This is a genomic window from Janthinobacterium sp. UMAB-60 (genome assembly GCF_900095235.1).
Lineage (GTDB): Bacteria > Pseudomonadota > Gammaproteobacteria > Burkholderiales > Burkholderiaceae_D > Janthinobacterium.
This window is the reverse complement of the sequence record NZ_LT607483.1, coordinates 251,108-275,853: the sequence shown is the minus strand read 5'-3', so window position 1 is coordinate 275,853 and position 24,746 is coordinate 251,108. Positions and strand designations below refer to the sequence as shown.

The following is a 24,746-nucleotide window of genomic DNA, read 5'->3' as shown; positions in this document are numbered from 1 at the left end:
CGCCATACACGCCGCTGGTACTCACATACACCATGCGTGCATGCTCGGGTAAAATGGCGACCAGATTGCGCGTGCGCCGGTCCAGCAAGCCCGACGACAGAGGCGGTGCCAGGTGCACGATCATGGTCGCCAGTCCCGCCAGCCGTTTCAGGCTGGCACGGTCGTCGAGGTTGGCCACGATGGGCACGGCGCCGGCCGCCCGCAGCTGCGCGCAACGCGCCGGCTGGCTGGTGACGGCAAAGACGCGAAAGCGCGCCGCTAGCTGCGGCAGCAGACGCATGCCGACGTCGCCGCAGCCCAGGATCAGCAGGCGCGGCAAGCCCACCGGCTTGCGCAAAGAGTGCATTAACATATTTTTCATCTCAAGGATTGTATGACTTTTCAAATTACTGTTCAGCCCAGCGGCCACCAATTCAGCTGTGAAGCGGACGAAACCGTCCTGTCGGCAGCGATCCGCGCCGGCGTGGGCTTGCCGTATAGCTGCAAGAGCGGCGCCTGCAGCTCCTGCAAGGGCAAGATCGTGTCCGGCAATGTACAGCATAAGCCATACCAGGCCCGCTCCCTGACGGACGATGAAGCGGCGGCCGGCTACTCGCTGCTGTGCTGCGCCGTGCCGCAGGGCGACCTGGTGGTACAGGCGCGCGAAGTGGCGGGCAGCAGCGACTACCCGATCAAGAAAATGCCGTCGCGCGTGACCACGATTGAAAAGGTCGCGCCCGACGTCGTCGTGCTGACCCTGCAGTTGCCGGCCAGCGAGCGCCTGCACTACCGCGCCGGACAGTATATCGAAATCATGCTGCGCGATAACAAACGCCGCAGCTACAGCATGGCCAGCGCGCCCGTCGACGGCGGCCCCGTGAGCCTGCACATCCGCCACATGCCGGGCGGCCTGTTCACCGACCAGGTGTTCGGCAGCATGAAGGAGCGCGACATCCTGCGCTTCGAAGGCCCGATGGGCACCTTCTTCCTGCGCGAAGATTCCGACAAGCCCGTCGTGCTGCTGGCCTCGGGCACGGGCTTTGCCCCGCTGAAAGCCATCATCGAACACATGATCAACGAGCAATCCCCGCGCCCGATCACCCTGTACTGGGGCGCACGCCGTCCGCACGACCTGTACATGGATGCGCTGTGCCGCCAGTGGGCCGCCGACTTGCCGCAGTTCACCTATGTGCCCGTCGTCTCGGAAGCGCTGCCGGAAGACGCCTGGAGCGGCCGCACGGGCTTCGTGCACCAGGCCGTCATGGCCGACCTGCCCGACATGTCCGCGTATCAGGTGTATGCCTGCGGCGCGCCGATCGTCGTCGAGTCGGCCAACCGCGATTTCGTGCAACTGTGCCAGTTGCCAGCCGACGAGTTCTACGCGGACGCCTTCACCACGGAAGCCGACCTGGCCAAGTAAGCCTCCAGACAGCGGGGGCTGCTGGCGCGGCATCCGTTGCCGCACCGCCCCACCCCGCTGTTTCCTGGAAATGCCATGTCTCTCGCCATCCTGCGTCACCGCAATTTCGCCTTTTATCTTTCCGCCCGCGTGCTGGGCACCGTGGCCGTGCAGATGCAAAGCGTGGCCATCGGCTGGCAGGTGTACCAGATCACGGGCAGCCTGTTCGACCTGGGCCTGATCGGCCTGGCGCAGTTCGCGCCCTTCCTCGTCTTGATTTTGCCGGCCGGCCACGTGGCCGACCGCTACAACCGCCGCAACATCATCGCCTGGTGTCTGACTGCTCAGCTCGCTTGCGCGCTGGCCTTGCTGGCGTTTACGTTAAGCAATATTTCCATCGTCTGGCCCGTGTTTGCCGTGCTGGTGCTGTTCGGCAGCGCGCGCGCCTTCATGATGCCGGCCACGCAAGCCGTGCTGGTGAACATGGTGCCCACGCAACACTTCAGCCGCGCCGTCGCACTCAGCTCATCGAGCTCGCACGTGGCCATCATCCTGGGACCGACCCTGGGCGGCCTGCTGTATTACTTCGGCCCCAAGGTGGTGTATTTGATTTCGTCCGCGCTGCTGGCGCTGTCCGTGTTGCTGATGCGCGCCACCACGCCCGCGCCGCAAGTGGTGAAACGCGAACCCGTCAGCTGGCACACCTTGCTCGAAGGCTTGCGCTTCGTCTGGTCGAAACCCATCGTGCTGGGCGCCATTTCGCTCGACCTGTTCGCCGTGCTGTTCGGCGGCGCCACGGCCCTGCTGCCGGCGCTCGCGCATGACGTGCTGCACATCGGCCCCAGCGGCCTGGGCCTGCTGCGCACGGCACCGGGCGCCGGCGCCGCCCTGTGCTCGATCGCGCTGGCCATCTTCCCCATCACGCGCCGCGTGGGCGCGTGGATGTTCGGCGGCGTGGCCGTCTTCGGCCTGGGCACCCTGGTGCTGGGCAGCACCAGCTATTTCCCGCTGGCGCTGGCGGCGCTGTTCCTGATGGGCGCCGGCGACATGGTCAGCGTCTACATCCGCCACCTGCTGGTGCAGTTCGAGACACCGGACGAGATCCGCGGCCGGGTCAGCGCCGTGAATGCCGTCTTCATCGGCGCCTCGAACGAGCTGGGCGAATTCGAATCGGGCTTGACGGCCGGCTGGTTCGGCCTGGTGCGCGCCGTGCTCTTCGGCGGCGCCGCCACCCTGGCCGTGACGGGCGTGTGGGCCGTGCTGTTCCCCGTGCTGTCGCGCATGGACCGCTTCCCCCACCACGAAAAGGAAGCGGCCGCCAGAACGGCCACCGCAAGCGCAAGCTAACAGCTAAGATGCGCTATTGCCACTGACTGACTAACTTGCACCATGAAAATCACGTTTCCCTTGCACAGCTTCATCCGCAGCCGCCCCCACCTGAGCATGGCCACGGCCATCGGCGTGGCGGCCGGCCTGCTGCTGCCCTCGTCCTGGCAACAAATGACGCGTTTGCTGACGGCCTGGAACGTGGCCGTCTGGTTCTACCTGGCGACGATGGCCTGGATGATGATGCGCGCCAACCACCACAAGGTCAAAACCATGGCGGCGCGCCAGGATGAGCGGGCGGCCACGGTGCTGTCGGCCCTGTCCGTCGCATCCGTGATGAGCCTGGTAGCCATCGTCTCGCAGCTGTCCTCGATGAAAGACATGGCGCCGGACGAGCGCGCGCTGCATTACGGCTTGACGATCCTCACCCTGGTCGGCTCCTGGTTCCTCGTCGGCACCCTGTTCTGCTTTCATTATGCCCACCTGTATTACCAGGCCGACCCCGCGCTGCGCCCGCTGAAGTTTCCCGACGACGAGCAGAACCCCGATTACTGGGATTTTTTGTATTTCGCCTTCACCATCGCCGTGGCCGTGCAAACGTCGGACGTGTGCGTGCAGACGCGCCTGATGCGACAGATCGTGCTGGGACAATCCGTGCTGAGCTTTTTCTTCAACCTGGTCGTGCTGGGGCTGTCCATCAATATTGCCGCCGGCTTGATCAATGGATAAGCAGCAGGGAAAAAAGATTCCAGAAGGAAACTTGACCTGGCTGAAGGGTTAAGCTCATCTTAATCGTGCGCACCCTCTTGAAATACTGGAAAGAGGAGTAAGATAAGTTCCATGCACAGAGGTCATGTGCATGAAGCAACAACCAGGCCGCAGCACGCCTGAGATGGGTTTTTTTTGAATTGACAGGAGTAAGCATATGCAAATCAATATTCATACCGACAGCACCATCGCCAACACCGCTGGACTGAACGAACATGTGCAATCCGTACTTGAAAGCGCACTGAACCGCTTCCGCGACAACCTGACCCGCATCGAAGTCCACATCAGCGACACGAATGGCCCGAAAGGCGGCGCCGACGATATCCGCTGCGTCATGGAAGCACGCGTTGCTGGCTATCAACCGATTGCCGTGACCGAACAGAACGCCACCGTGCATCAATCCGTTGCCGGCGCCACCGACAAATTGAAACGCGCCATCGATAGCGCCCTGGGCCGCCTGCAAGACAGCAAGCGCCACGCCACCGGCAAGAATGCCGTGATCGATACGGCTGAAGCGGAAGAAACCGCCGAGTAACTTCCCCCACTGCAGCACTCTTCAGTGACCAAGGCAGCCGTTCAAGGCTGCCTTTGCACATCCGCCCCGCCTTTCGCGTGCGGCAACAACAATGCCAGAACCAGCTGCATTCCAGCTTACTGACACGGCAATGAAATAATTGTCGTATTTCCCACAGTAAGTGACATCAAGCAAGCCTTTGCCGTTACAGCCAAGGCCGCTTTACGCTATCATGAAGACACCGGTCCTCTGCTCGCGCGCACCGGCTTTTTGAAAGTGTGATTGTGGAACAGATCGGTAACTTCGGCGCTTCAGGCTGCAACATCGGCGATTTACAGCTATTTAGCGATGCTGCGGACAGCCAGACGGCCGCCATGCTGGCGCCCTGCCCCGTCATGCGCCTCGAAGCGGGCGAAGCCATTGCCGACAGCCAGGGCACCAGCCTGTACATCGTCCTGCGCGGCTCGCTGGCCGTGGCGGCCGACACCCACACGGGCATGGATGACGGCACCGTCAGCAAGGTCTTGCCCGGCGAAAGCGTGGGCGAACAATCGGTGCTCGATGAAGCGAGCAACCTGGCTGCCATTTCCGCCCTGGAAGAAACCGACTTGTTGGTGATCGACGCGGCCGTCGTCTGGGAATTGATCGAGCAATCGAACGGCCTGGCGCGCAACCTGTTGCGCTTGCTGTCCTTCCGCATCCGCGCCGCCAATGCCCTGCTGCGCCGGCGCCAGAAACTGGGCGAATTCTACCGCCAGCTGTCGATGGTCGACAGCCTGACGGGCCTGTACAACCGTGCCTGGCTGACTGATTTGCTGCCGAACATGATCATCACGGCCCACGCCAGCGGCTCGCCGCTGTCGCTGGTGATGATAGACCTCGACCATTTCAAGCGCTTCAACGACACGCACGGCCACCAGGCGGGCGACCAGGCGCTGCGCATCGCCGCGCAAGTGCTGGGTGCAGCGCTGCGGCCCACGGATTTTGCCGTGCGCTATGGTGGCGAGGAAATGATGGTGATCTTGCCCGATACCAACGAACACGTGGCCCTGCGGGTGGCCGAGCGCCTGTGCGAGCGCATGCAGCAGGCCGTCATCTTCTCCGACATGCGCAGCGCGCTGCCGCACATCACGGGTTCCTTCGGCGTGGCCAGCCTGGCGGCCGAACAGGACGACGAGGCGCTGATCGCCACGGCCGACGCGGCTTTGTATCGCGCGAAGGCTGGCGGCCGCAACCGGGTCATGCTGTAGCTCAGGCAGCCTTGCTGTCGGCCGGCTTGGCGGCGTCATCCTTCTTGCTGCTGTGGGCGGCGATGAAATCCGCATAGCCCTTCTGCACCAGCTCGTACGTCTTGTCGATATTGCCGGCGATATCGCCATTCAGCACTTTCAAGCCGCCCAGGATATCGCGCGCTTCCTTGAAGCCTTTTTCCATGCCGCCGCTGATGGTGTCCATGAACTTGGTCAGGGCCGTATCGTCGTCCAGGCCGGGATTCTGTTTTTTGAACGCGTCAAAAAAACCCGTCGACAGCGATACGATGCGGCTCGCCGTCGCTTCGGCGCTATTGTCTTGCGAGGCCGCATTCTGGATCGCATCGTCGCCGTACTGGCCCTTCAGCGCTTCATTGATATTCGTGATGGCCGTCTTGTACAGCAGCGCCAGCGGCTCGTTTTCCGAACCGATCGAGACATTCAGCGACGCCTGCATGATGGAGGCATTCAACTGCAGCTTGGTGCGGTCGTTCACGCTCATTTCAGTGTTGACGCCGTCCTTTTGTTGGACTTTATCGTCCTTGCCGGCAACACCCGTACTGACGGAAGTCACGGAAGGGGTGGAATTGCCGCTTGCGGCGATGGGAATTGACACGATAGACCTCCTTGAACGGACAATGTATGCCACCATGCGGGAAACGCAGTGATGACCATCCTCTCGTGTAGTATCGGCAGGTTTTCAGAAAACTGTAGCAGCGACTCCTTGAGCGGCCCAGATAACCAATTAAGCAACGACATCAATGACTACCCAGACTTTCCTTTGGCACGACTACGAAACCTTTGGCGCCCAGCCGCGCCGCGACCGCCCGGCCCAGTTCGCCGCCATCCGCACGGATGCCGAACTCAACGAGATCGGCGAACCCATCATGCTGTATTGCCAGCCTGCAAATGATTTCCTGCCCGATCCACAAGCGTGCCTGATCACGGGCATCACGCCGCAGCAATGCTTGCAGCTGGGCGTGCCGGAGCACCAGTTCGCCGCCACCATCGAAGCGGCCTTTTCGGAACCGGGCACCATCGGCGTGGGCTACAACACCATCCGTTTCGACGATGAAGTCACGCGTTTCCTGTTCTGGCGCAACCTGATCGACCCGTATGCGCGCGAATGGAAAAACCATTGCGGCCGCTGGGACATCCTCGACGTGGTGCGCATGACGCACGCGCTGCGCCCGGAAGGGATTCAATGGCCGAAGCGCGACGATGGCCAGACCAGTTTCAAGCTGGAACACTTGAGCAAGGCCAATGGCCTGGCCCACGAAGCGGCGCATGATGCGCTGTCCGACGTGCGCGCCACCATCGCCCTGGCCCGCCTGATCCGCGAAAAACAGCCGAAACTGTTCGAATTCTGCCTGGCCCTGCACAAGAAGGACAGGGTCGCCAGCGAAATGGGCATGCACCTGGCCGCTGGCGAGCGCCAGCCCTTCCTGCACGTGTCCGGCATGTTCCCCGCCGAACGGGGCTGCCTGGGCGTCGTCTGGCCGCTGGCCACGCATCCGAGCAATAAAAATGAAATTCTCGTCTGGGATTGCGCCTACGATCCGCGCGAACTGTTCAGCCTGGACGCCGACACCATCCGCACGCGCCTGTTTACGCGCAAGGAAGCCATGCCGGAAGGCATGACGCGCCTGCCCGTGAAAAGCGTGCACCTGAACAAGTCACCCATGCTGGTCGGCAATTTAAAGACCCTGTCGCCGGCCATGGCCGCGCAATGGGGCATCGATCTGGACGCGGCGAAGGTCAACGCCCAGCTGGCCGCCACGGCGCCGAACATGGACGCCATCTGGGCCGAAGTGTTCCAGCGCCCGGGCGCGAATGTCGCGCTGGACGTGGATGAGGATTTGTACAATGGTTTCGTCAGCAACGACGACCGCCGCCTGCTCGAATCGCTGCGCCGCGACACGCCGGCCAGGCTGGCCACGGCCCGCCCCTCGTTTGCCGACGAGCGCCTGCAGGAATTGCTGTTCCGCTATCGCGCCCGCAATTTCCCGCAAACCCTGAGCGAAGCGGAAAGCCTGCGCTGGGAACAGCACCGCGCCGCCCGCCTGTTCGACGGCGACGGCGGTGCCCGCACCATCGAAATGCTGTTTACGGAAATCGACGTGCTGTCGGAATCCGTCGATGAGCGGGGAGAAGAGATTCTTGGTGAACTGTACGATTACGCGGAGATGGTGGCGCCCATGCGCGACTGAAGGACCCGGCAAGTCGGGTAGGTCGGATTAGCGGGGCAAAGCCCCGCGTAATCCGACAACATTGTTAACGTTACTGATGTTGTCGGATTACGCGGCGTCGCCGCTAATCCGACCTACGCTGCGCGGTGTTGATTGATCGCATCGCGCGTTTCAATCGCCACGCGGCGCGCCGCGTCGGCGAAATCTTCGCCCGCCTGCGGCGTGGCGTAGATGATGGCGCGCGACGAGCTGATCATCATGCCCATGCCGTTCGCTGTCTGGCCCGCGCCGACGGTCGCGGCAATATCGCCGCCCTGGGCGCCGATGCCGGGCACCAGCAGCGGCATGTCGCCCACGATGGCGCGCACTTGCGCCAGTTCTTCAGGGAAGGTGGCGCCGACGACGAGTGCGCACTGGCCATTCTTGTTCCATTTCTCGGCCACCAGGCGCGCCACGCGCTGGTACAGGGGCACGCCGTCCGTATCGAGGAATTGCAGGTCCGAGCCGCCCGGGTTCGAGGTGCGGCACAGGATGATCACGCCGCGGTCTTGCCACGCCAGGTAGGGGTCGAGCGAATCCTCGCCCATGTAGGGATTCACGGTGACGGCGTCGGCGCCGTAGCGCTCGAACGCTTCGCGCGCGTATTGCGTGGCCGTCGCGCCGATGTCGCCCCGCTTCGCGTCGAGGATCAGCGGGATGTGCGGGTAATTTTCGCGCACGTAGCGGCAGATGTCTTCCAGCTGCTTTTCCGCGCCCAGCGCGCCGAAATACGCGATCTGCGGCTTGAAGGCGCAGGCCAGGTCGGCCGTGGCGTCGATGATGCGCGTGCAAAAGGTGGTGATTCCATCGGGCAGAGCGCGCAGTTCGGCCGGCAGTTTCGCCAGATCTGGGTCCAGTCCCACGCACAGCAGGGAATTATTGGCCGTCCATGCGGCGGATAATTTATTGATGAAATTCACGGCACACCTTCTCTATATTCAGTTGCAAACCCCGTATTGTAACGCGGCGCGGACCTGTCAAGTCAGCCGGTGGCGGCGGCCGGCGCTTATTAAACCGACATGGCGGGCCGTTTCAGGTATATTTGCCGCATCCCTTTTACTCTGCACGGAAACCATCATGCAAATCACCAAACAATTCACCCAATGGCTGCGCCTGACGCTGAGCATCACCGTCCTGGCCGGCATCCTGACGGGCTGCGGCTACAACGACTTCCAGAGCAAGGATGAAGCCACCAAGGCCGCCTGGGGCGAAGTGGTCAACCAGTACCAGCGCCGCGCCGACCTGATCCCCAACCTGGTCAATACCGTCAAGGGCTATGCCACGCACGAGCGCGAAACGCTGGAAGCGGTGACCAAGGCGCGCGCCGCCGCCACCAGTTTCCAGATCACGCCCGAAGTGCTGAACGACCCGGCCGCGTTCGAGAAATTCCAACAAGTGCAGGGCCAGCTGTCGTCGGCCCTGTCGCGCCTGATGGTAGTGTCCGAGAAATACCCGGACTTGAAGGCCGATACCAGCTTCCGCGACTTGCAGTCGCAACTGGAAGGCACGGAAAACCGCATCACGGTGGCGCGCCAGCGTTACATCGTCGCCGTGCAGGATTACAACGTGCATGCGCGCAGCTTCCCGAACAACCTGACGGCCATGGTCTTCGGCTACAAGGTCAAGCCATCGTTCACGGTGGAAAACGAAAAAGCGATCTCGACCGCACCGACCGTCAACTTTGGCAAATAAGATGAAAGCCTGGTCCTACCTCGCGGCGCTGGCGACGGCGCTGCTGCTGTGGACGATGCCGCCGGCCGGCGCGCAGGGCTTGCAGCCCGTGCCGCCGTTGGCCGCGCGCGTGACGGACAACGCCGGCATGCTCGATGCCAAGCAAAAAGCGGCGCTGGAAGGCGTGCTGGCCGATTACGAAGCCAAGACGGGCAGCCAGATCGCCGTGCTGCTGGTCAAGAGCACGGAACCGGAAGCCATCGAGCAATACAGCATCCGCGTGACGGATGCCTGGAAGCTGGGCCGCAAGGGCGTCGATGACGGCGTGCTGCTGATGGTGGCGAAAGACAATCCATCGTCCTTGCGCCGCCTGCGCATCGAAGCGGGCCGCGGCGTGCAGGGCGTGCTGACGGATGCGCAATCGAAACGCATCCTGCAAGACGTGATCGCCCCCCATTTCAAGCAAAACGACTATTACGGCGGTCTGGTCGCCGGCGTGGGCGCGATTGCCACCCTGCTGAACCAGGAGCAATTCCCCGCTCCCGCACAGCAGAAGGCGCCGGCCACAGTGGAAGCGGGCGGCCTGACCTTCTGGTTGCCGCTGCTGTTCTTCAGCTTTCTTGTGCTTGTGACCGTGTTCCGTTCGCGCGGCGGGCCGAACCGGCTGCAGCGCGGCAGCAACTGGTCCAGCGGCGCCACGGGTGTCGTGCTGGGCAGCATTTTGAGCCAGGCGCTGAACAACCGCGGTGGCGGCGGAGGCTTCGGCGGCGGCGGTGGTTTTGGCGGTGGCGGTGGTTTCGGTGGCGGCGGCGGCGGTTTTGACGGCGGCGGCGCCTCGGGAGATTGGTAATGACGAAACATCTGACATTCGGACAGCGCTGCGGACGCGCTTTAAAACATTTGCGCGGCACGCCGGCGACGGCGCGCCAGTCCTTTCCCGAACGCACCCTGAAAGCCATCGAGACGGCGATTGCCGACGGTGAAGCGATGCACCGGGCGGAAGTGCGCCTGATCGTCGAGGCGGCATTGACGCCGGGCATGGCCTACCAGGGCGTGAGCAACCGCGAGCGGGCGCGCGAACTGTTCGCCCAGTATGGCGTGTGGGATACGGAAGATAACGTCGGCGTGCTGATCTATATCAACCTGGCCGAACACCAGGTCGATATCGTCGCCGACCGCAACGTGGGCCGCCGCGTCACGCCGGAACAGTGGCAAGGCGTATGCCGCACCATGACCAAAGGTTTCAAGGATGGCAATTACCACGACAGCACGCTGAATGCCTTGCAGCAGCTGAATACCTTGCTGCAAAGCCACTTCCCCGCCGATGGCACGCGCGGCAACCAGTTGCCGAACGAACCCATCCTCCTCTGATTCCTTTCCGCCGAGGTGATTACATGAAACTTGTCAATAAAACCGCCATTGTCACGGGCGCCACGCAAGGCATCGGCCTGGCCTGCGCCACCCGCCTGATCGCCGAAGGGGCGCAAGTGATGCTGGTCGACATCAAGGAAGAAGGCGCGCAAGCGGCCGCCGCGCTCGGCCCGCAGGCGCGCTTCTTTTGCGCCGACGTCAGCCAGAAGGCGGACGTGGACGCCATGCTGAAGGAAACGCTGGCGCAGTTCGGCCACATCGATATCCTCGTCAACAATGCGGGCGTGACGCACGCGGCCGATTTCCTCGATGTCTGCGAAGACGATTTCGACCGGGTCATGCGCATCAACCTGAAATCGATGTTCCTGTGCGGCCAGGCCGTGGCGCGCGAGATGGTCAAGCACAACAGCGGCTGCATCATCAATATGTCCAGCGTGAATGCGGAACTGGCGATCCCGAACCAGGTGCCGTACGTGGTGTCGAAAGGCGCCATCAACCAGCTGACCAAGGTCATGGCCTTGAATCTTGCCTCGCATGGCGTGCGCGTGAACGGCATCGGCCCGGGCACCATCCTGACGGAACTGGCCAGGCAGGCGGTGCTGTCGAGTCCCGAGGCGCGCCACACGATCCTGTCGCGCACGCCGCTGGGCCGCTGCGGCGAACCGGAAGAAGTGGCAGGCATCGCCGCCTTCCTGGCCAGCGACGACGCCACCTACATGACGGGCCAGACCATCTATGTCGATGGCGGACGCATGGCGCTCAACTACACGGTGCCCGTGAAAGAGTGAAACAATCAAGTTATATCAAAAAAGCATAATAGATATCTGAAAAGACCATTAGACACATATCGTGCGACGCAGCATAATGCACCTGTCTCCACTATTCTCCTCCAAGAAAATAGTTTTAAGCCCGCTTTCACCAGCGGGCTTTTTTTTGCTATCACGAATGAAACATGGCCATTCTTGCCATGCTGCCCGGTTTTTCCAGTAAATATGCCTGCGCTGCAAGAAATGTTGCGGCGTGTCATAGGCCCGTCATTTTCGCCCCCTATACTTGCTTCATCTGCTGTACAGGCAACCGATATGCCTGACTACAGACAGGTGTGCCGCGATGGCACACCACTCCCCTTTCATGACCGTGGCGGGCGCCGGCAAGGCGCACGACATGGTGAGTACCGAGCAACTCTCACTCTTGACCCATTTCATTTGGGTTTTTGGCCCGCGCCCCCGCGGGCCTTTTTTTGCCTGTCCGGCAAGCTCTTGCGCAAAAACACGGTGGCCCGCCATGGCCATGATATTGTGACTGCCTTTCCACCTGTCCTGACGCACCATGCCTGCACCCTTGCCCGAACTCTGTTTTTCCGACCGCCACGCACGCCTGCGCTACCGCACGGCCCTGGTGTTGTATGCCCTGGTGATTTTGATCGGCGACATACCGGGCGTGCGCGCGGACGTGGGCGAATATGCGTCAGGCGGCGTGCTGCATTCCTTCGGCTATGGCGTACTGGCCCTGATCCTGTTCAGCGGCACGGGCGGCGGCATGGCGCGCCGGGCGCTGCTATCGGTGCTGATGGTGGCGGCCATGGGCGCGCTGGACGAGTTCATCCAGAGTTTCCTGCCGTACCGCCATGGCGCCGTGAGCGACTGGGTGGTCGATATCACGGCCGCCGCGGCGGTCTGCCTGCCGCTGTGTTTCCTCTGGCCCAAAATGGTCGCCTCTGCCCTCGGCAAGGGGACGCCGCAAGCGAATGCCTGAAGCGGGCATGGCCGCCCGTCAGGCGCGGTCCGCTTCGCTATCCTGCAATGCCAGCGGTAACTGTCCCTGGCTGCGCGCGCCAAGGCGCCGCATCAGGGCGCGCGTCTCGCGCCGGCTGCCGGCCCCCATGGCGCGTGCAGCATCGCGCTGCATGTCCAGCAACTGTTCCGAGCGCGCCAGCCGCACCAGGCCATGCAAGGCCTGCGCCAGTACATGGCGCGCACGGGCATCGCGCGCAGTGCCGACGACAGCCAGCACCAACTCATCGATCAGTTTTGCGGTAGGACCAGATGACATTTTTTCTCCCGGTTCAACAGTGAGGAATCGTGCGGCGCACGACCTAGTGATTACCAGCATCGTTTATACCAAGCACGGCAATTAGACACTTGATCTAGCTCAATCGCTGATGACGGCTGCAGAACATCCGTGCGCCGCCATGCTCTTACATGCAGCCATCGCTGCTATCCGCATCACCGCGGGTGCCGATCCTGAGTGTTCGACCATGAGGAGACCAAGATGAGATCGAAAAAAACCCTGCTGCTGGCCGGCCTGGCCTGTACCTTGCTGGTAGCCTGTCATTCCACGGACAGTACCAGCCTGGCGCGCAGCAATAGCGGCGAGACCTATGCCGCACCGGCCGGCACGACGCCGCAAAGCAGCATGCCAGCCAGCGGCATGCGCAGCGATACGGATCAGTCCAGCATGAACATCAGTTCAGCGACGGTACAGTCGATAGAAACCGTACCGCGCGGCATGGATCAAGGCAGTGCCGACATGCAGGCGGGCACATCGGGCACCGCCGGCAGCACCTCGGGCGCGGCGGACAATATGCTGTACCGCGTCACCTTGCGCCTGGACGACGGCACGACGCGCACCTTCATGCAAAACACCCAGCCCGCCTTCCAGATCGGCGACCGGGTCAGCGTGCAAAAAGGCGTGATGCAGCGCTATTGACAGGTGTCGGGGTTTGCCGATGTTTTGCGCACATGGCCGGCCGCATCAATCAGGCCAAGGCCAGGGTCAGCGGGCGGCTGCGCCCCTGCACCATGGCCGAGGGCCAGGCCGGGTCATGCGTCAGGTTGTGCAATTGGTTACCGTCGAGCAGAAAGGTGTCTTCCACCGTGCTGCCGGGCAAGCTGGGGTGGAAGGCGAGCGCCATGCCCCGCTTGAGGAGGATTTCCGTGTGCGCGCCAGCCGCCACTTCGGGCGCCAGGTAGCCATGGATGCCGCCCTGCCGGCTGGTACGCACCGTATCGGGCTGGCCTGCGTACGCGTAGGCGCTGTCGAGCGCGTGATACACCATGCTCAGCGCATGACCCGTTTCGCAAGCGTCGAGCGCCACCGCTTCCAGCGCCAGCATGGCGGCATCGGCATCGCCCATCACCAGCGCCACGCCATCGGCGCGATGCTGCGCCGGGCCGAAGCGGCGTTGACGACTGAGGCTGGCGCACAGGCCGAAACGCCGCGCGCACAGGGCCAGCACGGCTTGCGTGCCCAGCACCACCTGGGCCGGCGGCGCGCGCCGATACCGCTGCTGGCGCTCCTCGCCGCTGACCAGCACGTGCACGGCTTGCAAGCCCCGCAGCCACAGCGCGCGCACGCAGGCGGCAGCCAGTTCCAGCTCGCTCCAGTCGGGACGGGCCTGGCGCAGCGCATCGGCGGCCGCGCCGGCAGCCAGCTGCCCCACCTGCCGATAACGCAGTTGCTCCGATTCCAGCAGCACCAGCCGCTCTTCGCGCAAGGCCACGGGCAGGCTGCGCTCGTGCAAGCCTGGCCGGTCGGACAAGACAAGGGCGCCACCGGCCACATGCTGCACGAAATGCTCGCGCAATTCATACAGCTGCGGCTGCATCCAGGGCGACACTTGCCACGTCCATGGCCCGCGCACTTCTTCCTCGCGCATGCGCATGGCTTCGGCTTCGTCCGTCAGGATGTAGGCCGCGTCGCGCGTCACCAGCACTTCCGCGCAGCCGCACTCGGCCGTATGGCAATGGCTGTTCGACGCGCCCGCCGTGGCCCACGCGAACCAGTCCACGCCCCGCAGGCGCACGGCACCGGCACGCTCCTGTTCCAGCCAGCCCCGCATCTGCGCCAGCTTGTGCGCCACTTCCAGTTCCAGCGGCCAGTTCATGACCACTCCTCGTCCGGGTTCAGGCGCGGCACGACCCCGCCTGCCCTGCCTGGCACCAGCCGGGCTTCCTGTTGTGCATGCATAGCTGCTCCCTTCCTACATGGAAACGTAAGACCGGCATGCGCATAAAAAGTTCGGCGCCCGGACTGGTCTCAGGCTTGCAGTCTATGACTTCCTTCTATTTTTGCAAGCCGCTATTTCGCCAGTTCGATCAGCACGGCCGTGTACATCGGCAAGTTCAGCAGCAGCTGTTTTTCCGTGATGAACTCGTCTTCGGCATGCCCCGTGTACGCCGCGTGCGGCATGGCCGGGCCGAAGCTGACGGCGTTCGGAAACCGGCGCAAATTGATAGTTCCAGCGCGTCGGCCAGTATGTTGATGGCGTTGACGCCGTTTTCCGTGCCCCGTCCCGGCAATTTTCCAGCTTCTTTGTTCTTCATCATTTCACCATAAATCCTGACGTATCGCCCGCACCGATTTCCGCTCGATACGAGTTTTTTACCGATCAGTACGCAAATTCCCGATTCGCATTATCATGTGTCCAGCCTGTCTTCCCCGCCACGCTGTCCTGGGTGACCCTGCCAGCGTCAGGGGATAGACAAATCGTCCATTGTGATTTTCCACCACGTCCCGATATCGCTACCATGATTCCATTTTCCATACTCGACCTCGCGCCCATCGCCGAAGGCAGCAACGCCAGCCAGTCGTTCAAGAACACGCTCGACCTGGCGCAGCACGGCGAACGCTGGGGCTACAACCGCTACTGGCTGGCCGAACACCACGGCATGCCCGGCATCGCCAGCGCCGCCACGGCCGTCGTCATCGCCCATGTGGCGGCCGGCACGACAACCATCCGCGTGGGTGCGGGCGGCGTGATGCTGCCGAACCATTCGCCGCTCGTCATCGCGGAACAGTTCGGCACGCTGGAAGCGCTGCACCCGGGCCGCATCGACCTGGGCCTGGGCCGCGCGCCCGGCTCCGACCAGACCACGGCGCGCGCGCTGCGCCGCGACCTGCAGTCCGACGCGGAACAGTTTCCGCAGGACGTGCTGGAACTGATCGACTACATGTCCGACGAGCCGCGCCAGCGCGTGCTGGCCGTGCCCGGCAAGGGCGCGAAAGTGCCCGTGTGGATACTGGGGTCGAGCCTGTTCGGCGCCCAGCTGGCCGCCCACCTGGGCTTGCCGTATGCGTTCGCTTCGCACTTCGCGCCGCAGATGATGCTGCAAGCGGTGGCGTATTACCGCGAGCACTTCAAGCCTTCCAAACAATTGGCCAAACCGTATGTGATGCTGGGCTTTAATGTGTTCGCCGCCGACACGGATGCCGAAGCGCACCTGCGCGCCACCTCGATGCAGCAGGCGTTCGTCAACCTGCGCACGGGCCGCCCGTCGCGTTTGCAACCGCCCGTGCCCGGTTATCTGGAGCAATTGGGCCCGCAGGAACGCGCCATGCTCGATTCCGTCCTGTCGTGCACGGCCATCGGCGCGCCGCAGACAGTGAAGGCGAAGATGGCCGCCTTCATCGCCGAAACGGGCGCCGACGAGCTGATGATCACCTCGCAGATTTTCGAGCACCAGCACCGGCTGCGCTCGTATGAAATCACGGCGCAGGTGCATGCGGAGCTGGCAAGCGGTCATAAAAACGTTTTCTAAACTGTCGCGAGCGGAAGTGAGTTGTGGACGATACGCGGAACTGTGCGGATGCACAGTGAGCATCGCAGGCCGCGACTAACGACGCGCAGTAAGTTTAGAACACGTTTTATCTTCCTCCCTCGGTATATCCCCGTATACCCTTTTCCCGGCCGTCGGCAACGATCGCCGGGATTTTTTTGCCTGCAACATTTACCGGCTTACCTTATACGAAATCAGTCGTTCCATCGGCGTCAGGCGGCCTCTATGATGTTTCTCGTTGAAACAGCCGTTACCACGGCTGAAGCACCATGGCGCGCCATGGCGGCGCACTGATTCCCCGCCCCTGCTACCAGCACCGGGCACCACGCAGCATCACCCTTTCCATTTTCCATGGCCACGCCGGCCAGGCCGCGACACGCCTGTCCGCATGAGCTGACCGCACCTTTGACATGAAAGCAGACGCAATGAAGCAACGACAGGCAGCGCAAGGCTACCGGACACTCGGCCTCTTCACCACCCTGATGCTGGGTGCAGGCCTGCAGGCGCAGGCGGCAGGCGATACGGCGGACGCGGCGGCGGAATCGGCCGCCGCCGCGGCCGGCCCAATCGCCGTCATCACCGTCAACGGCGACCGCGCCCCGGCGGAGCGGCTGGCGGCGGGCGCCCTCGGTGCGCGCTCGGACCTGGAAACGCCGTTTTCCACGGCCCAGGTCAGCAGCGCGCAGATCGAGGACCGGCAGATCAAGAGCCTGGGCACGCTGTTTGCCGATGACGCTTCGGTGGCGTCGAAAGGCGGCACCTACACGCAAAGCGCCTACGCCGTCAGCGTGCGCGGCCTGACCCTCGATTTCACCAACGGCTACAAGATCGATGGCCAGCCCTTCCAGATGTATGGCGTCGAACTGCCGCTGGAGATGTTCGAATCGGTGCAGCTGCTGAAAGGCGCCACGGGCTTCTTGTACGGTTTCAGCGCGCCGGGCGGCATCATCAATTACGTTTCGAAAAAGCCCGTCGAGCATCCCCTGTTCAGCGCCGACATCGGCTACACGGACAGCGGCGTGTTCAGCCAGCATATCGACGTGGGCGGCCGCGCGGGCGAGGATGGCCGCTATGGCTACCGCGTCAACCTGTCGCACGAGCAGGGCGAAACGTACAACGGCGCCGATCTGCGCCGCAAGGCGGGCGCGCTGGCCGTCGATGCGCGCCTGCAGCCCGGCGTGACCTGGAGCGCGCAGTTGCTGTACCAGGAGCGCGACTTGCAAGGCGGCGTGCCGACCATGTCGCTGGCCGTGTATCCAGTGCGCAGCGCCCTGCCCGCTCCCGTCAGCGGCAAGCGCGACCTGGGCGCCTATGCCAGCACCTATTATGATTCGACCATGTGGCTGGCCAGTACGGCGCTGGCGTGGAAGATCAATAGCGACTGGCAAGCCAATGTCAGCTATGGCCATACGGAAAAGCGCATCGACAGTGCCTATGAAACGCTGTACCTGACGAGCCAGTCGGGCGGCTACAGCAACCGCCTGAATCCGTTCTACGCGCCCACGCTGACGTATGACTCGCTGCAAGGCATGCTCGAAGGCAACGTTCACACGGGCGCCATCGTGCACAAGATCGCCGCCGGCTTCAATTATCAGACGCTGGACCGCACGCTCAACGTGACGCCGTCGCTGAGCATTTTCAGCGGCAAGACCACGGGCAATCTGTACCAGGCGCCACCCGTGCTGGTCGATACCTCGAACGTCAACCGCCAGGCCTTCTACACCATTTCCGACTACACGCAGAAATCGGTCTTCCTCAGCGATACAGTGGCATTCGCGCCGCACTGGTCGCTGCTGGCGGGCTTGCGCTACATGGACTACGAGAACAACAACTTCGCCGCCAGCGGCGCGCGCACCAGCAACTATCACAAGAAACCGCTCACGCCCACCGTGGCCCTGCTGTACCAGCCCTCGGACACGCTGACCGTGTACGGCAATTACGTGGAAGCGCTGGAAGACGGCGGCACCGTCTCGAATGTCTACGCGAATGCGAATACCGTGCTGGCCCCGCTGAAAAGCCGGCAAGTGGAATTCGGCCTGAAGGCCGACCACGCGAAATGGGGCGCCAGCGCCGCCTTGTTCCGCATCAGGCGCGGCGCCGCGTACGCCGACTACAGCAGCAACAGCCAGGGCATTTACGTGCAGGGCGGCGAACTGCGCTACCAGGGCCTGGAGCTGAACGGCCGCGCTGACCTCATGCGCGACCTCGAAGCGACGGCCGGCGCCACCTGGCTCGACGCCACGTATCAGGCCACCAGTCCCGCCATCGTCGGCAACCGCATCGAAAGCACGCCGCGCTTCCAGGCGGCGCTGGGCGTGAACGCCAAGGTGCGTGCCGTGTCCGGCCTGTCACTGCATGCCAACGCCAGCTATGTGGGCGCGCAGGCGGCCAACAGCGCCAATGCCTGGAGCGTGCCGGCCGTCACCCTGGCCAGCGCGGGCGGCGCCTACCGCAGCCGCCTGGGCGAAAACGCCGTCAGTTACCGCCTGGAAATCAGCAACCTGGCCAACCGCGCCTACTGGAATTCCACCGGCTCGAACGCGCTGCAGGCCGGCGCGCCGCGCACCATTTCGCTGAATGCCCGCATCGATCTTTAAATCCTGGAAAGCTGATATGACCACTCCTGCCCTCCCCCGCCGCCATGGCCGCAAGATCGGCGCCATCCTGGCCCTGAGCGGCCTGGCCGCCACCCTCAGCGCGTATGGCGCGCTGGACGTGACGCCCACTACCACCATCCTCGCTACACCCGTCACGCCCGCCGCGCCGGCGGCGAAAAGGCCGAACATCCTCTACATCATGGCCGATGACCTCGGCTATTCCGACATCGGCGCCTTTGGCGGCGAAATCGAGACGCCCAATCTCGACGCCCTGGCGCGCGGCGGGCGCCTGCTGACCAACCACCATACGGGCACCGTCTGCGCCATCACGCGCTCGATGCTCATTTCCGGCACCGACCACCACCTGGTCGGCGAAGGCACGATGGGCGCGCCGCGCGACGAGCGGCGCGGCTTGCCCGGCTACGAGGGCTACCTGAACGACAGCGCCCTGTCGGTGGCGCAATTGCTCAACGATGGCGGCTACCACACCTACATGGCCGGCAAATGGCACCTCGGTTCCAGCATCGTCGGCGGCGCCGCCAACAAGGGCAAGACGCCCGACCAGTGGGGCTTCGAGCGCAGCTACGCCCTGTTGCCGGGGGCGGCGCGCAATCACTTCGGCCATGAGCCGGCCGATTCGCGCAACTACACGGAAGACGGCCGCTATGTGCGCCCGGGCGAGCCCGGCACGCCGGGCGGCAGCCCGGAAGCGTTTTATTCCACCGATTTCTATACGCAAAAGCTGATCAGCTACATCGATTCCCGACGCGGCGACGGCAAGCCCTTCTTTGCCTACGCCGCTTACACCTCGCCGCACTGGCCGCTGCAAGTGCCGGAGCCCTACCTGAGCAAATACAAGGGCCGCTATGACCAGGGCTACGAGGTGGTGCGCGCCGCGCGCATCGCGCGCATGAAGGAACTGGGCATCATTCCCGCCGACTTCACGCCGTTCGGCGGCGTGCCCGACCTGCCCACGCGCACGCCGGCCAGCGCCAACAACGACACGCCGCGGGCGCGCTACGTAAACGCCAACCATGGCGCGGAACTGGGCTATGTCGACCACGGCCCCGGCAATGTCAACAAGCGCTGGAACAGCCTGACGCCGCTGGAGAAAAAAGCCCAGGCGCGCTACATGGAAATCTACGCGGGCATGGTGGATAACCTCGACCACAACATCGGCCTGCTGATCCAGCATTTGAAGGATATCGGCGAGTACGAGAATACCTTCATCATGTTCCAGTCCGATAACGGCGCCGAAGGCTGGCCCATCAATGGCGGCGACGATCCGAAACGCACCGACGAAGCCAACGCCCAGCCCGAAGCCTATGCGCAGCTGGGCCGCGACAATGGCAAGGCCAGCGCGCAGCGCCTGCAGTACGGCTTGCGCTGGGCCGAGGTGAGCGCGGCGCCGTTCCGCAACGTCAAGGGCAACTTCCACGAAGGGGGCGTCTCAACGCCGCTGATCGTGCGCCTGCCGGGCCAGCAGCAGGGTGCCGCGCCCCTGCGCGCCTTTACTTTTGTGACGGACAACACGGCCACCTTCCTCGACCTGGCCGGCATCGCCGCGCCCTCGCAGCCGGCGCCGGCCGACATCGACGCGAAGACGGGACGCGACCGCAACCTGGGCAAGGTCGTGCATGGCGCGCGCCATGTCTACCCCATCACGGGCAAATCGCTGCTGCCGCTGCTGCAGGAGCGCCATGCCGGTCCCGTACACACGGCGCCGTTCGGCGACGAATCGTATGGCCGCGCCTACCTGTTCAGCGCCGATGGTCGCTGGAAAGCCGTCTGGGCGGAACCGCCGCAAGGCCCCGTTTCCGGCGCCTGGCAACTGTTCGACCTGCACACGGACCGCGGTGAAAACCATGACGTGGCGGGCCAGCATGCGGCACTGACGGCGCAGCTGGTGGCGCAATGGAAGACCTATATGCAGCAAGTGGGCGGCGTCGAACCGCTGCGTCCGGGCGGCTTCTACGGCACCAAGTTCCCCGCCGAGCCCAACGATGATAAAAAAGCCGCGGCGGGCCGCCCATGAGGCTGCGCATCGCCTCCCTGGCCGCCATGCTGCTGGCCAGCCTGCAGCTGAGCGGCTGCGACCGGCTGGCTGCCGCCCAGGCCGCCGCCCGGCCCGTGCCGGCGGCGCTGGGCAGCGAAGTGCTGTGCGCGGCGGGCACGGGCTTGCCCGCAGGCTGGGGCCGGCAGAAACAGGCGGGCATGGCCTGGATACCATCGGGCAACTTTACCCTCGGCAGCCAGCAAGGCTATGCCGATGAGCGCCCGGCCAAGGCGTCGCAGGCAGTGGCCGGTTTCTGGATGGACCAGACGGAAGTGAGCAACGCCCAGTTCGCCGCTTTCGTGCAGGCCACCGGCTACGTGACGCAGGCGGAACAGGAAGGCGGCGCCGTCGTCTTCCAGCAACCCACGCAGGAAGAGCTGGCCCGGCGGCCCTACGCCTGGTGGTCGTATGTGAAGGGCGCCGACTGGCGCCATCCCACCGGTCCCGCATCTGGCGCGCCTGCCGGCAACACGCCCGTCACCATGGTGACGCAAGCCGATGCGCTGGCCTATGCGCGCTGGCTCGGGCGCGACCTGCCCACGGAGGCGGAATGGGAATACGCGGCCAAGGCGGGCCGCAGCGACGCCGAGCTGGACAAGGCGCCCGTCGACCGCCAGCGCCAGCCGACGGCCAATTACTGGCAAGGCGCGTTTCCGCTGCTCAATACGCAGCAAGACCATCACGCGGGCCTGGCGCCCGTCGGCTGCTATCAGGCCAACGCCTTTGCCTTGTATGACATGATCGGCAATGCCTGGGAATGGACGCGCGACGCCTACAGCGGCGCGCACCAGGCGCACGCGAATGGCGACACGGCCGCCGTGGCCGCCGCGGCGCGGCGCGCGCTGCCGCAACAGCCCAACCAGCCCATGGTCATCAAGGGGGGCTCCTTCCTGTGTTCGCCCGACTTTTGCGTGCGCTACCGCGCCTCGGCCCGCGAAGCGCAGGAAGCGGACCTGGGCGCCGCGCATATCGGCTTTCGCACGGTGCTGCGCGACAGCTGAATGGCGGCGGTATGGCCTTTGAATGATTGCAGATCCGCATGCCGGGCAAGGTCAAAATCGGCCCTGCCCGGCAGGAAATGCGCAGCCCCGCTATCATGCTGATCCAAAAGCGTCATTCCAAGAAAGTTGTATCGCATGAAATCCGCACCCTCGCATATCGACGCCAGCACCCTGCTGAGTTCCACCCGCATCCTGTTGTTCGCCCTGTCCGCCGGCGTGCTCGTCGCCAGCCTGTACTACGTGCAGCCGCTCACCTCGATGCTAGCCGCCTCGTTTGGCGTGAGCGTGCCGCAAGCGGGTTACCTGGTCACGGCCACGCAGATCGGCTATGTGCTGGGCATCGTGTTTCTGGTGCCCCTCAGCGACGTGCTGAACCGCCGCCAGTTGCTGACGTGGATGCTGATCGCCAAGATAGGCGCCCTGCTGCTGGCCGCCACCAGCCAGAACATCATCGTCTTTGCCATCGCCAGCGTCTTGATGGGCATCACGGCCAGCGCCTTGATGGTGGTCACGGCCATGGTGGCCTCGTATGCGCCCGATCATAGCCGGGGCCGCATGGTGGGCACCGTCATGACGGGCTTGTTGTTGGGAATTCTGCTGGCGCGTACCGTGTCCGGCACGGTGTCGCAGATCAGCGGCGGCTGGCGCAGCGTCTACGTGCTGGCCGCCATCGTCGTGGCCGCCCTGCTCGTCATGCTGCGCCGCATCCTGCCGAACGAGGCGCCGCGCGGCAAGTTGCAGTACGGAAAATTGCTGGCCTCGCTGGCCGACATCATCCGCCAGGAACCGTTGCTGCGCCAGCGCGCGCTGTTCTCGGGCCTGGGACTGGGCACCTTCAGCGTGTTCTGGACGGGCCTGACCTTTTTGCTCAGCGGCGCGCCGTATCACTATTCGGAAATGCAGATCGGCCTGTTCGGCCTGGCGGGTGCCACGGGCGCCTTTGCCGCCAACACGGCCGGCCGCATGGCCGACCGCGGCTATGCGCGCCAGGCCACCTGGCTGCTGGCCGTCGCCTCGATCGCGGGCTGGGCCCTGATCGGCTTCGGCGCGCACTCGCTGGTGCTATTGCTGATTGGCATCGTCCTGCTGGACATGGGCGTGATGGGCCTGCAAGTGACGCACCAGTCCATCATTTATAAGCTGGCGCCGCATGCGCGGGCAAGAGTCACCACCGTGTTCATCGCGGGCGGCTTCATCGGCGCGTCGGCCGGCTCGGCGCTGGCCAGCGCCAGCTTCGCCGCCGGCGGCTGGCCCGCCCTGTGCGCCGTGGGTGGCGCCATGCCGCTGTTGCTGCTGATCGTGTGGAGCAAGTACCGCCACACGCAACGCAGGCTGGAACGGGCGGCTTGATCCGGCGCTGCGGCGCCAACATTGTTTGCACAGACCATGCCTTATTTCGCGGCTTGCTCACGCGCCTTGCCGAACGCATCGCCCGCCTTCCAGGCCGGCATTTTCGCCGCATTCGCCACGGCCTGCCCCAGGTTCAGCGTGAATTGCGCCTGCTGCGTCATGCCCGACAAATCCCAGCCGGCATCGTACTCATCGCTGACCTGATGGTAGCGGGGACCGTAAGCGGCCGCCTTGGCTTTCGATGCGGCCACGTCCTTGATGTACTCGCGTCCGCCATTGATGGAAAACGCGGGCACGCCGGCCTTGGCAAAACTGAAATGGTCGCTGCGAAAATAACCGCCGGCCAGGTCGGGACGCGCGGCAGCAATGTGCATGCCCATGGCTTTGGCCGTTGCCGCCGCCATCGCCCCCAGCTCCGTGCGCTCGCTGCCTTGCGCGCCGATGTCATGCGTGGCACCGACGAAGTTCAGGCTGTCCAGGTTCAGCGCGGCCGCCGTCTTGTTCAAAGGCCACAGCGGATCGGCCGCGTAGGCGGCGCTGCCCAATAGCCCCTGCTCTTCGGCCGCCACCCACAGGAAGATCTGCGTGCGCTTCGCAGGTTGCTTGACGGCTTCCTGCGCCATGGCCAGCAAGCCTGCAATGCCGGAGGCATTGTCGACGGCGCCGTTGTAAATCGTGTCGCCCGAATTACCCTGCTGGCCCAGGTGGTCCCAGTGGCCGCTGTAGATGACGGCTTCATCTTTCAATGCCGGGTCGGTGCCCGGCACCATGCCGGCGATATTGAATTGCTCCACCTTGCGCACGATGGACTTCATGTCGCCCGACAACTTGGCGTCCAGCGCGACAGCCTGAAAATCCTTGCTTTCCGCCTTGGCGCGCAAGGCGTCCAGGTCCTGACCACCGGCCGCAAACAGGCGGCGCGCCGCGTCTTCCGCGATCCAGCCCTGCAGGGGCGTGCCGGCAGTGCGGTCGGCCAACTGGAAGCGCTCGCTGCCGCTCCAGCTGTTCTGCACGACGCTCCAGTCGTACGAGGCCGACGGTTTCGTGTGGATCAGCAAGACGCCCGCCGCGCCCTGGCGTTTGGCTTCCTCGAATTTGTAGGTCCAGCGGCCGTAATAGGTCAGCGCCTTGCCGGCGAAACGGTTCGGATCAAGCGCGGTCGGCTGCGGGTCGTTGACCAGCATGACGACGATCTTGTTTTTGACATCGGCACCCTTGAAATCGTTCCAGCCCTCTTCCGGCGCCGTGATGCCGTAGCCGACGAACACCAGCGGCGCATCGAATGTGTGCGCGGCAACGGAGTCGCCCGTGGCCCAGACCCAGTCCGGGCCGAACGCCAGCGGCACGGCCTTGCCGCCCGCCACCGCCTGCAGGCTGCTCTCGGCCGGCAGCGACTTCACGCCGGCGATCTGCACGCTCTGGCGGTAGCTGTTGCCGCGCACGGGTTGCAGTCCGGCCATCTGCGCCTGCGTTTCCAGGTACGCCACCGTCAGGTCGGCGCCGCGTTGGCCCGTGCCCCGGCCTTCCAGCAAATCGCTGGACAGGAAGGCCAGGTGGGCGCGCAGCGGCGCTTCCTGTACCACGGGCAAAACGGTAGCGGCTTGGGCGGAAAACGCCAGCGCAGTCAAGGCGAGGGAAGAAAACAGCTTCTGCATAAGATCCTTTGGGTAAGAGGAAA

The 24,746-nt window shown here is 64.1% G+C and carries 24 protein-coding genes; 17 read left to right on the top strand and 7 right to left on the bottom strand.

All coding sequences use genetic code 11. From position 1 onward, the window contains the following. A partial coding sequence (locus K0F86_RS27340; protein ID WP_257571982.1) for an NAD-binding protein occupies positions 1-361 on the bottom strand: 361 nt, incomplete at its 3' end. Positions 362-373: 12 nt separating this feature from the next. Here K0F86_RS27340 and K0F86_RS04485 point away from each other — a divergent pair. The 5 genes from K0F86_RS04485 to K0F86_RS04465 all read left to right on the top strand — a co-directional run bounded on the left by K0F86_RS04485 (position 374) and on the right by K0F86_RS04465 (position 5,236). Beyond that, the gene (locus K0F86_RS04485; RefSeq protein WP_219133169.1) at positions 374-1,399 is read left to right on the top strand and encodes a CDP-6-deoxy-delta-3,4-glucoseen reductase; all 1,026 of its coding nucleotides are present in this window, start codon (positions 374-376) and stop codon (positions 1,397-1,399) included. A gap of 75 nt (positions 1,400-1,474) precedes the next feature. Continuing rightward, a complete protein-coding gene (locus K0F86_RS04480) occupies positions 1,475-2,725 on the top strand; it encodes an MFS transporter (protein WP_219133167.1) in 1,251 nt (416 codons plus the stop codon). 42 nt (positions 2,726-2,767) lie between these two features. Beyond that, positions 2,768-3,433: a DUF1345 domain-containing protein gene (locus K0F86_RS04475; RefSeq protein ID WP_219133165.1), complete on the top strand. Its 666-nt coding sequence runs from the start codon at positions 2,768-2,770 to the stop codon at positions 3,431-3,433. A gap of 196 nt (positions 3,434-3,629) precedes the next feature. After that, a complete protein-coding gene (locus K0F86_RS04470) occupies positions 3,630-4,007 on the top strand; it encodes an HPF/RaiA family ribosome-associated protein (protein WP_034781728.1) in 378 nt (125 codons plus the stop codon). A gap of 263 nt (positions 4,008-4,270) precedes the next feature. Further along, positions 4,271-5,236: a GGDEF domain-containing protein gene (locus K0F86_RS04465; RefSeq protein ID WP_219133163.1), complete on the top strand. Its 966-nt coding sequence runs from the start codon at positions 4,271-4,273 to the stop codon at positions 5,234-5,236. Between the two features lies 1 nt (position 5,237). On the opposite strand, the gene K0F86_RS04460 is transcribed toward K0F86_RS04465, so the two are convergent. Further along, positions 5,238-5,852 carry a DUF5610 domain-containing protein gene (locus K0F86_RS04460; protein ID WP_257571981.1) on the bottom strand — a complete coding sequence of 205 codons (615 nt, stop codon included), beginning with the start codon at positions 5,850-5,852 and terminating at the stop codon, positions 5,238-5,240. Positions 5,853-5,997: 145 nt separating this feature from the next. Here K0F86_RS04460 and sbcB point away from each other — a divergent pair, with 145 nt between their 5' ends. After that, positions 5,998-7,446, top strand: a complete 1,449-nt coding sequence (gene sbcB, locus K0F86_RS04455) for an exodeoxyribonuclease I (protein WP_219133162.1) — start codon at positions 5,998-6,000, stop codon at positions 7,444-7,446. Between the two features lie 113 nt (positions 7,447-7,559). Here sbcB and pyrF read toward each other — a convergent pair whose 3' ends face one another. Beyond that, a complete protein-coding gene (pyrF, locus tag K0F86_RS04450) occupies positions 7,560-8,384 on the bottom strand; it encodes an orotidine-5'-phosphate decarboxylase (protein ID WP_219133160.1) in 825 nt (274 codons plus the stop codon). A 157-nt stretch (positions 8,385-8,541) separates the two neighbouring features. On the opposite strand from pyrF, the gene K0F86_RS04445 reads away from it, so the two are divergent. From K0F86_RS04445 to K0F86_RS04425, 5 genes are all read left to right on the top strand, one after another. Continuing rightward, complete coding sequence (locus K0F86_RS04445) at positions 8,542-9,156, top strand: LemA family protein (RefSeq protein ID WP_244199061.1); 615 nt, start codon at positions 8,542-8,544, stop codon at positions 9,154-9,156. A gap of 1 nt (position 9,157) precedes the next feature. Further along, positions 9,158-9,985, top strand: a complete 828-nt coding sequence (locus K0F86_RS04440) for a YgcG family protein (RefSeq protein WP_219133158.1) — start codon at positions 9,158-9,160, stop codon at positions 9,983-9,985. After that, the gene (locus tag K0F86_RS04435) at positions 9,985-10,506 is read left to right on the top strand and encodes a TPM domain-containing protein (protein ID WP_219133156.1); all 522 of its coding nucleotides are present in this window, start codon (positions 9,985-9,987) and stop codon (positions 10,504-10,506) included. The genes K0F86_RS04440 and K0F86_RS04435 overlap by 1 nt, the downstream gene beginning before the upstream one ends. Positions 10,507-10,529: 23 nt before the next feature. Continuing rightward, the gene (locus K0F86_RS04430; RefSeq protein ID WP_219133154.1) at positions 10,530-11,294 is read left to right on the top strand and encodes an SDR family NAD(P)-dependent oxidoreductase; all 765 of its coding nucleotides are present in this window, start codon (positions 10,530-10,532) and stop codon (positions 11,292-11,294) included. 541 nt (positions 11,295-11,835) lie between these two features. Continuing rightward, a complete protein-coding gene (locus K0F86_RS04425; protein WP_257571980.1) occupies positions 11,836-12,261 on the top strand; it encodes a VanZ family protein in 426 nt (141 codons plus the stop codon). 18 nt (positions 12,262-12,279) lie between these two features. Here K0F86_RS04425 and K0F86_RS04420 read toward each other — a convergent pair whose 3' ends face one another. After that, entirely contained in the window at positions 12,280-12,558 is a 279-nt protein-coding gene (locus K0F86_RS04420) for a hypothetical protein (RefSeq protein WP_219133153.1), read from the bottom strand. A gap of 219 nt (positions 12,559-12,777) precedes the next feature. Between K0F86_RS04420 and K0F86_RS04415 the strand changes: the two genes are divergently transcribed. After that, entirely contained in the window at positions 12,778-13,215 is a 438-nt protein-coding gene (locus K0F86_RS04415; RefSeq protein ID WP_219133152.1) for a hypothetical protein, read from the top strand. Between the two features lie 49 nt (positions 13,216-13,264). On the opposite strand, the gene K0F86_RS04410 is transcribed toward K0F86_RS04415, so the two are convergent. Together K0F86_RS04410 and K0F86_RS04405 are read right to left on the bottom strand one after the other, a co-directional pair. Further along, positions 13,265-14,392 carry a peptidase M24 gene (locus K0F86_RS04410; RefSeq protein ID WP_219133150.1) on the bottom strand — a complete coding sequence of 376 codons (1,128 nt, stop codon included), beginning with the start codon at positions 14,390-14,392 and terminating at the stop codon, positions 13,265-13,267. A gap of 194 nt (positions 14,393-14,586) precedes the next feature. Beyond that, on the bottom strand, positions 14,587-14,736 hold the full coding sequence (locus tag K0F86_RS04405; RefSeq protein WP_219133148.1) for a hypothetical protein: 150 nt from the start codon (positions 14,734-14,736) through the stop codon (positions 14,587-14,589). Between the two features lie 299 nt (positions 14,737-15,035). Between K0F86_RS04405 and K0F86_RS04400 the strand changes: the two genes are divergently transcribed. From K0F86_RS04400 to K0F86_RS04380, 5 genes are all read left to right on the top strand, one after another. Beyond that, entirely contained in the window at positions 15,036-16,046 is a 1,011-nt protein-coding gene (locus K0F86_RS04400; RefSeq protein ID WP_219133147.1) for an LLM class flavin-dependent oxidoreductase, read from the top strand. Between the two features lie 443 nt (positions 16,047-16,489). Next, positions 16,490-18,661, top strand: coding sequence for a TonB-dependent siderophore receptor (locus K0F86_RS04395; protein ID WP_219133145.1), 2,172 nt, complete (start codon positions 16,490-16,492; stop codon positions 18,659-18,661). A gap of 16 nt (positions 18,662-18,677) precedes the next feature. Then, positions 18,678-20,696 (top strand): arylsulfatase, encoded by a 2,019-nt coding sequence (locus K0F86_RS04390; RefSeq protein WP_219133143.1) that lies wholly within the window; start codon positions 18,678-18,680, stop codon positions 20,694-20,696. Further along, on the top strand, positions 20,693-21,718 hold the full coding sequence (locus K0F86_RS04385) for a formylglycine-generating enzyme family protein (RefSeq protein ID WP_219133141.1): 1,026 nt from the start codon (positions 20,693-20,695) through the stop codon (positions 21,716-21,718). Before K0F86_RS04390 ends, K0F86_RS04385 begins: the two co-directional genes overlap by 4 nt. Before the next feature lie 135 nt (positions 21,719-21,853). Further along, the gene (locus K0F86_RS04380) at positions 21,854-23,068 is read left to right on the top strand and encodes an MFS transporter (RefSeq protein ID WP_219133139.1); all 1,215 of its coding nucleotides are present in this window, start codon (positions 21,854-21,856) and stop codon (positions 23,066-23,068) included. Positions 23,069-23,109: 41 nt separating this feature from the next. Here K0F86_RS04380 and K0F86_RS04375 read toward each other — a convergent pair whose 3' ends face one another. Further along, positions 23,110-24,723, bottom strand: a complete 1,614-nt coding sequence (locus K0F86_RS04375) for a M28 family peptidase (RefSeq protein ID WP_219133138.1) — start codon at positions 24,721-24,723, stop codon at positions 23,110-23,112. Positions 24,724-24,746 lie beyond the last annotated feature (23 nt).

Bases quoted from the DNA above. Each gene is read 5' to 3' on its own strand.
- K0F86_RS04430 (WP_219133154.1), top strand. From the start codon at position 10,530: ATGAAACTTGTCAATAAAACCGCCATTGTCACGGGCGCCACGCAAGGC.
- K0F86_RS04410 (WP_219133150.1), bottom strand. From the start codon at position 14,392: ATGAACTGGCCGCTGGAACTGGAAGTGGCGCACAAGCTGGCGCAGATG.
- K0F86_RS04400 (WP_219133147.1), top strand. From the start codon at position 15,036: ATGATTCCATTTTCCATACTCGACCTCGCGCCCATCGCCGAAGGCAGC.
- K0F86_RS04485 (WP_219133169.1), top strand. From the start codon at position 374: ATGACTTTTCAAATTACTGTTCAGCCCAGCGGCCACCAATTCAGCTGT.
- K0F86_RS04425 (WP_257571980.1), top strand. From the start codon at position 11,836: ATGCCTGCACCCTTGCCCGAACTCTGTTTTTCCGACCGCCACGCACGC.
- sbcB (WP_219133162.1), top strand. From the start codon at position 5,998: ATGACTACCCAGACTTTCCTTTGGCACGACTACGAAACCTTTGGCGCC.
- K0F86_RS04480 (WP_219133167.1), top strand. From the start codon at position 1,475: ATGTCTCTCGCCATCCTGCGTCACCGCAATTTCGCCTTTTATCTTTCC.
- K0F86_RS04420 (WP_219133153.1), bottom strand. From the start codon at position 12,558: ATGTCATCTGGTCCTACCGCAAAACTGATCGATGAGTTGGTGCTGGCT.
- K0F86_RS04380 (WP_219133139.1), top strand. From the start codon at position 21,854: ATGAAATCCGCACCCTCGCATATCGACGCCAGCACCCTGCTGAGTTCC.
- K0F86_RS04390 (WP_219133143.1), top strand. From the start codon at position 18,678: ATGACCACTCCTGCCCTCCCCCGCCGCCATGGCCGCAAGATCGGCGCC.
- K0F86_RS04385 (WP_219133141.1), top strand. From the start codon at position 20,693: ATGAGGCTGCGCATCGCCTCCCTGGCCGCCATGCTGCTGGCCAGCCTG.
- K0F86_RS04375 (WP_219133138.1), bottom strand. From the start codon at position 24,723: ATGCAGAAGCTGTTTTCTTCCCTCGCCTTGACTGCGCTGGCGTTTTCC.
- K0F86_RS04470 (WP_034781728.1), top strand. From the start codon at position 3,630: ATGCAAATCAATATTCATACCGACAGCACCATCGCCAACACCGCTGGA.
- K0F86_RS04415 (WP_219133152.1), top strand. From the start codon at position 12,778: ATGAGATCGAAAAAAACCCTGCTGCTGGCCGGCCTGGCCTGTACCTTG.
- K0F86_RS04475 (WP_219133165.1), top strand. From the start codon at position 2,768: ATGAAAATCACGTTTCCCTTGCACAGCTTCATCCGCAGCCGCCCCCAC.
- K0F86_RS04445 (WP_244199061.1), top strand. From the start codon at position 8,542: ATGCAAATCACCAAACAATTCACCCAATGGCTGCGCCTGACGCTGAGC.
- K0F86_RS04395 (WP_219133145.1), top strand. From the start codon at position 16,490: ATGAAGCAACGACAGGCAGCGCAAGGCTACCGGACACTCGGCCTCTTC.
- K0F86_RS04435 (WP_219133156.1), top strand. From the start codon at position 9,985: ATGACGAAACATCTGACATTCGGACAGCGCTGCGGACGCGCTTTAAAA.
- K0F86_RS04440 (WP_219133158.1), top strand. From the start codon at position 9,158: ATGAAAGCCTGGTCCTACCTCGCGGCGCTGGCGACGGCGCTGCTGCTG.